The organism is Nonomuraea sp. NPDC003707, assembly GCF_053587055.1.
Map to the genome: position 1 here is coordinate 734,652 of NZ_JBSFNK010000002.1, position 11,846 is coordinate 746,497.

Sequence of the window (11,846 nt, forward strand, 5' to 3'; positions counted from 1 at the left end):
GGCCCTCGGGCGGGCTCATGGAGTGGGCAGGGCGGGCCCGGCCGCCACCCCCTCGATGGACAGGACCTGGCGGCCTGATCTCAGCCCGGCCCAGCCGCCGGCGACCGGACGGAGCTCGTCGACCTGCTGCGCCCCTGGATACGGAACGACACGGGCGATCTCGACGACATCGCCCGTCACCGGCCCCGCTCGGCGCACCACGGCGTCGAGCGCGGCGGGGGCGATCCCGTGCTGCGGCGGGAACGGCGACGTCCACAGATCGGCGGCGGTCACGGCGGGCAGCCGGTCTCCCGCGCCGAGCACCAGCCCCGACCAGGCCAGCCGCCCGCCAGAAGCGGCCACGCCGCGCATGACCGATGGCGGCACGGACGGCGGAGGCGCCGGCGGCGACGACCGGTAGAGCAGTCGCATCGACCCGGCCGTCTCCCCGGTCTCCGCCGTGATCGTGACCTGGACGCTCCAGCCTTCCTCCAGGGTCTCGCCCAGCGCCCGGGTGGTGAACCGGCTCCCGTCGGGGGCCAGGACCAGCGCGGACAGCCGGACCTGCACGTCCCGCACCTCGACCAGGTGCTGCGGCGGCCGGTCCGGCGGCACGACCCAGTCGGCGACCGAGCACGCCTGCTCGATCAGCACCGAGATCGGCAACGCGGCACGCCCGTCCACGGTGAACTCGTTCAGGCACGGATGAGAGCCCGGCGTGTGGATCACGCTGCTGCGTAGCCGGCGAGACGGTTCGAACAGCTCGACGGAGCCCAGGAAATGCGCGAGCCCGTGCAACCTGGGCAGATCCGGATGCCCGGTGAAGAGCCGGAAGCCGCGTAGCTGAGTGGGCACCAGCATGCTGCCGACCTGGCCGATGAACATGACCTCCCCGGTGTGGCCGGAGCGCAGCTCGCGGATCCACCGCCGGACTCCCTCGGCCGGATCGATGGTGGACACGTAGCGGACCGCCGCGTCGTAGTTGGCGATGACCCCGAGCCGCTCCCAGGTCGGCCAGCACAACGTCTGCGCGGGCAGCCCGAGCGTGTTGCGCGCCCAGAACCCGAGTCTGGACAGAGCCTCGTTGCCCGCGGCGTAGTCGATCTGCCCGATCATGCCGCCCATGCGTCCGGCCAGCGAGCCGACGTTGCAGAACACCTTGAGCGTGTCCCGCCTCCCGGGAGTGTGGAGCACCGCGCGGGTGAGGTTGGCGAAACCCGTCACCTTCACGTCGACCGTTCGCACCACGTCTTCCGGAGTCTTGTTGTCGAGCCTGGTCGGCACGTCGATGCCAGCGTTGTGGACGATCACGCTGGGATCGGGGATGCGGGCGAACAGCGCGTCGACCTGTTCCGGCCGCACGCAGTCGCACGGCTCGTACGTGATGCGCAGGCCGTCCCGCCGGGCCGCTGCCAGGTTCGCGCCGACCTGCCGCAGCTCGGCCTCGCGTTTGAGCGCGGCGCGTACGTCCCGGAGTTCCCTCGCGGTGCGGGCGGACCGCACTCTGGCCCGGCAGTACTCGGAGTAGTCCGCGTCGTCCATGGTCAGCCGGCCGGCGTCGGCCGGAAGCTCGTCGCGGCCGGTCACCACGACCTGGCAGCCGACCTCCTCGGCGAGCCCGCGGGCCAGGGCGAAGCCGACGCCACGGGCGCCCCCCGAGATCAGCACCACGTCGTCGGATCCCAGCTCGACGCGGGGCGGCGGTTCCGGGCTCGGCCGCGCGTTCAAGGCGTGGCGGACTCCCTGCCGGTAGCCGATCTCGAACAGGTCCCAGGCCGCCAGCTCGGCCGTCAGCAGCTCGGCTAGGCGGACCGGGTCGACGGCGTCGACGTCCAGGACTTTCACCGCGAGGTTGGGCAGCTCGCGGGGCAGGCACTTGGCGAAGCCGGCCCAGATTCCGCCCAGCGGGGAGTCGATCGCCCCGTCGTGGTAACCCATCAGCCCGCCCATGGCGGTGACGGCGACGTAGCAGTACCGGTCGGCGCGGGGGTCGGCTCCCCAGGCACCGTATCTGCGCTGCACCATCCGGGTCGTCCTGGCCAGTGCGTCCCGCCATTCCCCGCCGTCGAACCGGTAGGGGACGCCCACGACGTTCAGGTCGATGATCCCGTCCCAGTCGTCCCGCTCGGGTTCGCGGCCGGGCACGCAGAGGTCCGCGCCGAGCGCGCGCGCCACCTCCGCGGCCGGCTCCGCGTCGGAGCCGATGACCAGCAGCCGCCGCGCCACAGGGGAGGGAGGCGGAAGCGGGTGCGGTACGGGCTCCCAGATCATGCGACGGACCGGCCGGACGAAGGAGGTGGTGTCGAAGGACACCAGGTGCGGGCGGACCGGCGCGGCGGCCGTCATGTCCGCTCCTGAACGACCGCGGGGATCCCGCCGCTGGGGAACAGCGTCACGTAGTGCCCGCTGCGCACCGTGTGCGCACCCGACAGCCGCAGCCGGTAGCGCTGCGACAGGATGGCCACCGCGGTCACCAGCGTGGCCATCGCCAGCCCCTTGCCGATGCACATGCGCCGCCCGCCGCCGAACGGCAGGAAGGCGTACTTGTGCCGCTTGCCCTGGGTGTCGTCGAGGAAACGCCGGGGATCGTAGGCCTCCGGGTCGGACCAGTGCTCCGGTGAGCGGTGCGTGCCGTACACGCTGAGCAGGACCGTCGTCCCCGCCGGCACCGTGCGGCCGGCCAGGCAGTCCGGCTCGACGGCGTCGCGCGGGAACTGCCAGACCGGCGGGTGCAGCCGGAGCGCCTCGTTGATCGCGGCCGTGGTCTGCACCAGTTCGCCCAGCCGGTCGGGTGCGGGCGCCTGGCCCGCGAGCACCTCGTCGACCTCGCGCTCGACGGCGCGGCGGGCCTGCGGGTGCCTGGCCAGTTCGTACATCGTCCAGGCGAGCGCCTGGCCGGTGGTGTCGGAGCCGGCCAGCAGCAGGGTGCGGAGGTTGTCCGACACCTCCGCCTCGGAAAGGCCGGCGCCGAGCAGCTGCCCGGCGGCGTCGGAGCCGTACTCGCCACTGGCGCGGCGCGAGCCGATCACCCGGTGGATGATGCCGTCGAGCACCCGGTCCGCCCACTTCCGGTCGCGGTGATACCGGGTCGGCACGAAGGAGGGGATCATGGCGGGCAGGCCCATGATCGTGCGGGTGAAGATGACCTTGTTGGCGATCGCGGCGGCTCGCGCGTAGTCGGTGCCCGACAGGTCCTGGCTGATCAGCGCCATGCCCAGGACCCTGGCGGCGATGTCCATCAGGTCGGGTGCCACGTCCACGACGTCGCCGGACTTCGCGTGCTCCGTCCAACGGCGGACGACCTCCTCGGTGGCGCCGACGGCCTCGCGCGCGTTGCTCCGTACGAGTTGCAGGCTGAACGCGGGCTGGACGGCCTTGCGCGGCGCGCGCCACTGGTCGGTGTCGAGCGTCAGCAGGCCGGAGCCCATGACGCCGGAGAATCCGCGGTAGAGCTTGCCCCGTACGTAGTTGTCCGGGTTGGTACGCAACACCCGCTCGATCGCCTCCGGCTCGGTGACCTGCACGAACGGGATGGGCAGCTTGACCGACACCAGCGAGTCGCGTTCCTGCATGCGCAGGGTGTAGGCCAGCGGGTCCTTGAAGTAGGGGATGGCGTCGCCGATCACCGGCAGCCCGGCCGGGCCGTGGGCGACAGGGCAGGTTCCTTGGCGGGTCATGAGCGCTCCTGGCGGTCGAATCGTTCCCTGTCGACGTATTGGCCGGTCTCCTGGTCCACGTAGCCGACGATGGCGCCCGTGATGTCCTTCACCTGGAGCAGCACCTCGCCGTCGGCGGCCACCGCGATCGCCCGGTTCTCCGGCTCGGGATCCTCAAGGTCGAGGTCGACGGGGGTGACGTAGAGCTCGACCGGTTCGGTCAGCGCGGCGAGCGTCAGGTCGGTGTGGCCGCCGTACAGGTCGATCCGGCGGACCGTGCGCGGGATCGCGACGGGCGTCCAGCGGTCCGCGACGGTGTGGAGGACGGCCACGCGCACCAGACCGTCGAGCGTGACGGAGGGGACCAGCAGGTCGGGAAACCAGCGTCGCAGCGCTGGCGCGTCGAGCGCGAGCCGGCCTCGCCGTCCCAGCGGATGCTCCCGGGTGCCGGTGGTCGACCGGAACACCTCGCGCAGGAGTACGTCCGACCCGGGCGCGTGGTAGGGGTCGCGGAGGGGCCTGCTGCCGTGCTCGTCCCAGTGCGTCCACCTCGGGCCGGGCACGGGAGCGTCGCGCAGCCGTACGGTGACGGAGAAGTGCAGCTTGTCGCGGGCGACGGTCACGCCGTTCGGCGCCACCACGTCGCCCAGCACGCGGACGGCCACCACCGACTCGCGCTCGTCGGTGCGCAGCAGCGTGGCGGTGAGCCGTTTGACCTCGGGCCGGTCCTTCCGGTAGATCCGCAGGAACGACTCCAGCCGCAGGTCCTCGAAGACGACCGGGACCCGGTTCGGCACCAGCGAGACCGCGGCTTGCGCGGCCAGCTCGGGCACGAACGTGCCGGGCAGGGTCGGATAACCGCGTACCTGGTGAAACCCCAGATAACCGTCCCTGTCCAGGGTGAACGTGCGCTCCGCGACCAGCTCCGTGGCGTTGCGGCGCAGCACGGTGTCGATGTACGGCAGCGCGCGCGCCTCGCCCATGCAGAAGTCCAGGAACTCCGGCCGGATGCCCCTGACGAGCTCCCGTTCCTTGTCGCCCAGGAACACCGTGGCCGGCGCGTCCCGCACGGCGGTCAGCTCGGTGAGGAAATGGTCGACGCCTTCCTCGGTCGGCATCGGGGTGTACGCGTCGATCTCGGCGAGGAAGGCGCGCATCAGCGGGGTGGCACCGAGCCCGACGTCGCGCCAGAGCGTCCAGCCGATGGTGAACTCGTTCTCCGCGCTCATCGCGGCCATGTTGAGGAAGTCGTTGGCCGCGGCGTAGTCGGTCTCGCCGCGCTGGCCGGTCAGCCCGATGAACGAGCCGAAGTTGCACCAGCGGCGCGGCTCCCGCCCGCGCAGCGCCTCCTTGAGGTTCAGGTACGTATGCACCTTGAGGTCACGCACCGTGCGGAAGTCGCCGACGGACTTCGCGGTGACGTCGGAGGCCCGGTTGGTGCCGGCGATGTTGAGCAGGAGGTCGACGGGGCCGTCCACGGAGTCGACGGCCTGCTTGACCGCGTCCGGGTCCCGGAGGTCGCAGCGCAGGTAGCGGACCCGCCCGGGCCCGGACAGCCGCTCCAGCTCGGTGAGCGTGTCCCGGACCTGCCGCTGCTCGCGCAGCCGGTCGAACCTGGCGTTCGCCTCGGCCACGCTGACCCGGCCCGGCCCGTTGAGCTGGGCCCTGATGAACGTGCTGCGCTCGGGCAGTTCCCCGGAGTCGCCGGGCAACCGGGAGCTGCCCAGGATCACGATGCGCGGGCGGTAGCGCCCGGCCAGCGCCGTGAGGATCGGCGCGCCGATGCCGCGCGCCCCGCCCGCGGCCACCACCAAGGAGTCCTGGCCCAGCGCCGGCATCCCGTCCGGCATCCCGGCCGGCACCGCCTCGGCGGGCACCGCTCGCGGGGTGAGCCGGCGCCCGCCGACGTGATAGGTGACCGGGAGGAGCTGGCCGGCGCCCAGCTCGGCGCTCACCGTGGCCAGCACCTCCTCCAGCGGCGCCGCCGCATGCACGGTGGCGAGCACGTTCGTGTCGGGCAGCTCCAGCGCCAGGCTCTTGACCAGGCCCGTGAACAACCCGGTGACGGGCAGCGGCACCCCCGCCTCGGTGACGCCGCCCACCACGCTCACCACGAACGAGCCGCCCGCCAGGCGTGGCGCGCACTCTTTGGCCGTCATGAACGTGCGCTCGTGCAGGGCGAGCAGCTCGCGGACCGGGTCCGACCAGCGGGCCTCGCGCAGGCTGGGATCGGTGGCGTCGACCAGCACCCGCACGTGCCGGGGTGCCTGGCCGTCCTGGTGGGCCAGCGCGGTGCGGAACGCGGTGGAGTTGGTGAGCACGACGGAGTCCGCCGGGATCGCGGGCGGGGCGGAGCGGATGGGCCGGCGTGGGGCGGGCGCCAGCTCGATCACGTGGCGGTCCAGCAGACTGGCCGCCTTCGGCTGCCTGCTCAGCCGGATCACCCGTGGGCTCGCCTGCCGGTCGGCCCTGAGCTCGACCGACGTCCGGCTCTGCGCGCCGCTCAGGAAGGCGATCAGCTCGCGCCCGCCCTGCGCGCCCAGGAAGTTCGCGCGGGTCATGCGATGGCCTCCAGCATCTCTTCCACGGTGGACTCCACGGACACCTCGGCGAGCACCGGCAGGCCTTCGGCCAGCGCCAGCGACTTCCTGGTGATCGCGAACAGGAACGTCCCCTCGCCGATCTCCCCGCAGCCCAGCAGGCGGCCCCAGGACGTGAGACTGTTGCCGTTGCTCGCGGCGACCAGGACCGCGTCCACGTCGCCGAAGCCCAGGTAGCACTCGGCCACCTCGAAGGCGTCGGCGAGCGAGGCTCCGCCGCCGTCCACGGCGATGTTGAGCCCACGCAGGTCGAAGTAGCTGCATAGCCGGGCGGGGATGACGTTGGGCATCTCGCCGGGGAAGGAGTCCTCGTCCGGCGCGGCGATCAGTCCGGTCACGCGCTCGCGCAGCTCCTGCGCCTTGGGGACGGCCTGGCGGTCGAGCTCGTCGAGGTGGGCGCGGATCGCGTACAGGACCGCGTTCCTGGTGGGCCCGGTGTGGCCCACCACCACCCCGGTGGTACGGCTGTGCCGCCCGCAGAATTCGCGGATCCGGGGGTCCATCCGGTGCATGCACTCGATGATCATGAGCTGGGTGCGGTCGGTCGCCCGGATCGTGGAGGCCGGCAGGCGCAGCCGGGCGAACGGCGGGCTCGGGTAGCCGTCGCCGAAGGAGTTCGGCAGGATGTGCCTGCCCTGCGCCCACTCCGCGACCTGCGCGTTGCTCTCGGCGCCGGGCACGTGCGCCGACCAGCCGACGATCACCATGGGCTCGCCGGTCCTGGCTCCGTAGCCGGCCTTGCCGCGACGGCCCGGCCGGAACTCCTGGATCAGCAGGTGCGCGTTGGTGCCGCCGAAACCGAAGCCGGACACGGCCACGGTGCGCGGCCGGTCCGGCCGCGCCGGCCAGGGCACGGGTCGCTCGGGGATCTCCAGATTGCACGACTCCAGGCCGAAGCTGTCCGGGGCCGCCGAGAAGCGGTGCTGAGCGGGAATGACCTCGTGCCGCAGCCCCAGAAGAGCGTGGATGACCGACACCACCCCGGCCGCCCAGCCCGTGTGGCCGATCAGGGACTTGTTCGAGGTCACCTGGACCGGATGCGTCCCGGCGTAGGCCGCGCGCAGGCTCAGGAACTCGGCCTCGTCGCCCGCCGGGGTTCCGGTGGCGTGCGCGATCACCCAGTCGACCTCGCCGGCTTCCACGCGCGACTTGTCCAGCGCGCGGGCGACGGCCAGCTCCTGGCCCGCGCTGGACGGCGCGTAGATGGCCTTGCCCTTGCCGTCCGCGGACAGGCCGACCCCGGCGACCAGGCCGTACACGGTGTCACCGTCGGCGAGCGCCCTGGACAGCCGCTTCAGCACCACGGCGCCCGCTCCGTCGGAGAACAGCACGCCGTCGGCGGTCCTGTCGAGCGCGCGCACCTCTCCGCTCCTGGACAGCCCGTACAGCTTGGAGAACAGCACCGACCCGCTGGGGACCAGCGCGAACGCCCCGCCGCACACGGCGACGTCGGCCCGGCCGGACAACAGGTCACGCAGTCCCAGGTCGATCGCGTACAACGAGGACGAGCACGCGGTGTCCACCATGAGCAGCCGGGTGTCCGCCGGCAACAGGCCCTCGATGGCGCTGGCGCCGATCCGGTGCGGGAACGGCTGCGATCGGGTGGCGTCACCGTGCCACAGCACGGAGTCGGGGACCTCGCCCAGTTCCTCGCGGATGAGCGCTTCCTGCAGGTGCTGGCTGCCGTCGGGGGTGAAGCCGAAACAGGCGGTGTACGTGTCGCCGTCCCGCCTGGCCACGCCCTCCAGCGCCTGGTGCACGCTGTGCCGCAGCCACACCGTGGTGAAGTCGAGCCCGTCGTCCGGCCGCTCGGCGGCCAGCTTGGGGTGCGGCGTGAAGCCGGTGATGAAGCCCGAGCGGCGCTGGTAGGTCTTGTCGGCGGCGCTCGGGTCGTCGTCGTGGAAGCCCGCCATCGACCAGCGATCCGGCGGGACGTCGACGAACAGCTCCGCGCCCTCCATGAGCAGCGACCAGAAGCCGTCCGGATCGCTGGCCCCCGGCACGGCCAGCCCCATGCCGACCACCGCGACAGGATCCACGTCTTGATCGGAATACGTCTCCAGCTCTGGCTCAGGCTCCGGGTCTGGCTTCGGCTCCGGGTCTGGTTTCTGCTCCGGGTCTGGGGACGTGGCGCGGCGCTGCAACGACATGCCGCCGTCCGCCACCACGGTCTGCCCGGTGATCCATCCCGCGCCGGGAGAGGCCAGCAGCAGGACCAGGTCGGCCAGGTCGTCCGGGGTGGCCAGCCGCCCCAGCGGGGTGGCCGCCACCAGGTTGGCGCTCACCGACTCGAACCCCGGGAACATGCGGCCGACCGGATTGTCCATGAGCGCGACGGAGGCGGTGTTCACCCGGATGCCGTCCGGGGCGAACTCCGCCGCCAGGTAGCGGGTCAGCGCCTCCAGAGCCGCCTTGGACAGCCCGATCGGCAGGTAGTTGGCCGGGGCGTAAGACGCGCCGAGCGAGGAGACGTTGACGATGCAGCCCGCGCCGGATCGGGCCAGCAGCGGGCGGGCCGCCCTCGCGCACCAGAGCGCGCCCTTGACGTTGACCTCGAACGCCTGGTCCAGGTGCTCCTCCGCGAGCTCGTCCCAGGCGGTGAACGTCCCGCCCGCGGCGTTGTTCACCAGCAGGTCCAGCCGTCCGTGGGTGGCGCTGACCTGGTCGAACATGCGCCGTACCTGATCCGGCTTGGCCACTGACGCCCTGATCACCTCGACGCCGTCGCCCAGCTCGGCCGCGAGGGTCCTGGCCTCGTCGTAGGAGTGGAAGCAGTTGATGATCACCCTGGCGCCGGACTCGGCGAGCGAGCGTACGATGCGCGCGCCCACGCTGCCCGCGCCGCCGGTGACGAGGGCGACGCGGCCCTGGAAGCCCGTCATGTCGTGCCCGCCCTGGCCAGCGAGTCGAGGACGAAGTCCACCACCTGGCCGAACGTCCGGTAATCGGCCATCCGCATGTCGTCAGGCGGCGGGCCCAGCTCGAACAGCACGCCGAGCCTGCCCATCAGCTCCACCCGCTTGACCGAGTCGACGCCGAGGTCGGCCTCCAACTCGGCGCCGTCCTCGAAGACCTCCTCCGGGTACTCCAGCGTGGTTGCGTAGAGATCACGCACCCGTACGGCGACCGTCTCCCTCGACGTGGGCCGCGCGGGTGTCTCCGCCGGCGGCGTCGGGGCGGAGGGCGCGCTCGTGTCCTGCGGCGGAACCGGGGCGGGAGACGTGCTCGGCTCCGGTGTCACTGCGGGAGGCGTGCTCGGCTCCGGTGTCACGGCGGCGGGCGCGGGCGGGTACGCCATGGTCGTGCCGGTGTGCCGGACCGTTCGTGGCTCGGCGGCGGGAGCCAGGAACCGGCCGGTCTCGCGGAGCGTGTCCAGGTCCGGCAGCAGCGGCGTGTGCACGGAGGCGGACGACTCGATCGAGCGGACCCGGGACGTCAGCGCGCGTCCCGCGCCCACCTCCACCCACACGCCGGCGCCCGAGCGATGCAGCCGCTCCACGGCGGGTCCGAACCGCACCGGCGTGACGAGATGGGAGGCGAGCAGCTCGCCGAGGTCGTCGGAATCACGGTAGTAGCGGCCGAGAACAGGGGAGAAGACGGGAGTGCGCAGGCCCCTCCGGCCGTATCCGCTGAGCCGGCGGGCGAGCTCCTGCCGTGCCGGGGCGAGCAGCGGGCTGTGGAACGGATGCGGCGAGTGCAGTGTGGTCGACGGCAGCCCGATCGCGGTGGCGATCGTCGCCGTGCGGCGCAGCGCGTCCGCCCGCCCCGCGACCACCGTCTGCGCCGGCCCGTTGTCCACCGCGATCACGGCGCCGGAGGTCGGCAGCAGGTCGAGGATCTGCTGGGCCCGGTCGGGCTCGCAGCCCAGCGCCAGCAGCCCGCCGCCGCTGGTGTCGTGCTCACGCAGCACGGTGATCCGGTGGCAGAGGATCTCCGCGCCCTCGGCGACGTCCAGCGCGCCGCCGGCGACCAGCGCCGCGATTTCGCCGAGACTGTGCCCGACGAGCACGCTGAACCGCGCTCCCTGATCGGAGAGCGCACGAAAGGCGGCGACCGAAGTGGCGAAAACAGCCAGCTGGAGCACGTCCGGCGCCGCTTCGACCAATTGATCGACGGAATCATCGGAAAAGGCCCGGCTCAGGCCTTTTCCGAGAATGCCGTCGGCCACCGTGTCAATGGTTTCGATCACCTTGGCGGTGCCGGGATCATGCGCGTGTAGCCGTGGCAGAGCGCCCGGCAGATAGGCTCCCTGGCCCGGGAAAAGACCCACAACAATTTCAACGGAGCTCAGCATTCCGGTCCCCCTCAGAGCACGGTGTCGGCAAAATTCCCATTCCTGGGATTCGCGTTGAATATTCCGCGTGCGAGCTCGAATGAAGCCAAGGTAACCGCGCTGCATGCATCGCGGACACCCCTAAAGCAAGCGTGAAGTCAGGGGTGATCGCAAAGCCGTGAAATGGACCTCGGGCCCACGAAGGGCCAACCTGCGGGTTTTGGGGCGGCCCGCACGACTGCGCTGGCCGTCTCCAGGCCGATGGGGCGGATCTTGATGTCGGCCTTGCCCAGCCTGAGGATCTATCACGGAGCAGGGTGGTGGGGGAGGGGATCGCTAGGCTGCGACGATGGAACGAGTAACCGACGTGTCCGAGAATGGCGCCACAGGGCATCCTTCCTGGGTTTCGCCCGCAACCCAGCCTGCGGATCCGGACCAGGTGAACGACTACGACGGTTTCGCCGAGGCGTACTCGGCGGAAACCGAGAACAACATCCTGAACGAGTACTGGGCGCGGTACTCGATCCTGGCCCTCGTCGGAGACGTGGCCGGTCGCCGGATCCTGGACGCCGGCTGCGGCTCAGGCCCCCTGTCCGCCGCGCTACGCGACCGCGGTGCCGTCGTCACCGGCATCGACTCCAGCGCCGGGATGCTGGCCTTGGCCCGGCGGCGGCTCGGTGACGACGCGAACCTGCAGGTGGCCGACCTGAGCGACCCCCTGCCGTTCGACGACGGTGCGTTCGACGACGTGGTCGCGTCGCTGGTGCTGCACTACCTGGAGGACTGGGGGCCGGCACTGGCCGAGATACGGCGAGTGCTCAGGCCCGGCGGCCGGCTGATCGCGTCGGTGAACCACCCTTTCGTGGAGCACGTGACCCAGAGTCCTCCTCGGCGCAGCTATTTCGCGACCACCAGCCATACCGACGAGTGGACGTTCGACGGGAAGTCCTTCCCGATGACCTTCTGGCGCAGGCCGTTGCACGCGATGACCGACGCCTTCACCGCCGTCGGCTTCCGCCTCGCCGTCATCAGCGAGCCGCAGCCCGACCCGGCCGCCCGCGAGCTGTTCCCGGACGACTTCCAGGACTTCGCGGACAAGCTTGCCTTCCTGGTCTTCGTCGTCGAGGCACCGCCGTCAGATGCCGGCTCGGACGGCTAACTGACCACGCCAAAGAGCGAGCGTGTCCGAGTCGCTGTTGATGACGTACGCGGTGGCCCCATTCGGGGTGAGGGCGACGCCCCGAGGAACTTGCCGTCGGCGTCCCTGAGCGGGCTGAGGACCACCCTCGGGCCAATCGCCAGGGAGGAAACGTCGCCGGAGGGCTTCGCGTCTGCGGC

The 11,846-nt window shown here is 71.7% G+C and carries 6 protein-coding genes; 1 reads left to right on the plus strand and 5 read right to left on the minus strand.

Annotated features, from left to right (window positions below):
* Window positions 1–15 precede the first annotated feature (15 nt).
* From ACWDRB_RS07455 to ACWDRB_RS07475, 5 genes are read right to left on the minus strand one after another with little or no spacing between them, the layout of a single operon-like run.
* Window positions 16–2,325 (minus strand): SDR family NAD(P)-dependent oxidoreductase, encoded by a 2,310-nt coding sequence (locus ACWDRB_RS07455; protein ID WP_449892250.1) that lies wholly within the window; start codon window positions 2,323–2,325, stop codon window positions 16–18.
* A complete protein-coding gene (locus ACWDRB_RS07460; RefSeq protein ID WP_449892251.1) occupies window positions 2,322–3,656 on the minus strand; it encodes a cytochrome P450 in 1,335 nt (444 codons plus the stop codon). The genes ACWDRB_RS07455 and ACWDRB_RS07460 overlap by 4 nt, the downstream gene beginning before the upstream one ends.
* Window positions 3,653–6,196 carry an SDR family NAD(P)-dependent oxidoreductase gene (locus ACWDRB_RS07465; RefSeq protein ID WP_449892252.1) on the minus strand — a complete coding sequence of 848 codons (2,544 nt, stop codon included), beginning with the start codon at window positions 6,194–6,196 and terminating at the stop codon, window positions 3,653–3,655. The genes ACWDRB_RS07460 and ACWDRB_RS07465 overlap by 4 nt, the downstream gene beginning before the upstream one ends.
* Complete coding sequence (locus ACWDRB_RS07470) at window positions 6,193–9,117, minus strand: SDR family oxidoreductase (RefSeq protein ID WP_449892253.1); 2,925 nt, start codon at window positions 9,115–9,117, stop codon at window positions 6,193–6,195. Before ACWDRB_RS07470 ends, ACWDRB_RS07465 begins: the two co-directional genes overlap by 4 nt.
* On the minus strand, window positions 9,114–10,634 hold the full coding sequence (locus ACWDRB_RS07475) for an acyltransferase domain-containing protein (protein WP_449892254.1): 1,521 nt from the start codon (window positions 10,632–10,634) through the stop codon (window positions 9,114–9,116). Before ACWDRB_RS07475 ends, ACWDRB_RS07470 begins: the two co-directional genes overlap by 4 nt.
* Before the next feature lie 223 nt (window positions 10,635–10,857).
* Between ACWDRB_RS07475 and ACWDRB_RS07480 the strand changes: the two genes are divergently transcribed.
* Window positions 10,858–11,667: a class I SAM-dependent methyltransferase gene (locus ACWDRB_RS07480; RefSeq protein ID WP_449892256.1), complete on the plus strand. Its 810-nt coding sequence runs from the start codon at window positions 10,858–10,860 to the stop codon at window positions 11,665–11,667.
* Window positions 11,668–11,846 lie beyond the last annotated feature (179 nt).

Bases quoted from the DNA above. Each gene is read 5' to 3' on its own strand.
- ACWDRB_RS07455 (WP_449892250.1), bottom strand. From the start codon at position 2,325: ATGACGGCCGCCGCGCCGGTCCGCCCGCACCTGGTGTCCTTCGACACC.
- ACWDRB_RS07460 (WP_449892251.1), bottom strand. From the start codon at position 3,656: ATGACCCGCCAAGGAACCTGCCCTGTCGCCCACGGCCCGGCCGGGCTG.
- ACWDRB_RS07465 (WP_449892252.1), bottom strand. From the start codon at position 6,196: ATGACCCGCGCGAACTTCCTGGGCGCGCAGGGCGGGCGCGAGCTGATC.
- ACWDRB_RS07470 (WP_449892253.1), bottom strand. From the start codon at position 9,117: ATGACGGGCTTCCAGGGCCGCGTCGCCCTCGTCACCGGCGGCGCGGGC.
- ACWDRB_RS07475 (WP_449892254.1), bottom strand. From the start codon at position 10,634: ATGCAGCGCGGTTACCTTGGCTTCATTCGAGCTCGCACGCGGAATATT.
- ACWDRB_RS07480 (WP_449892256.1), top strand. From the start codon at position 10,858: ATGGAACGAGTAACCGACGTGTCCGAGAATGGCGCCACAGGGCATCCT.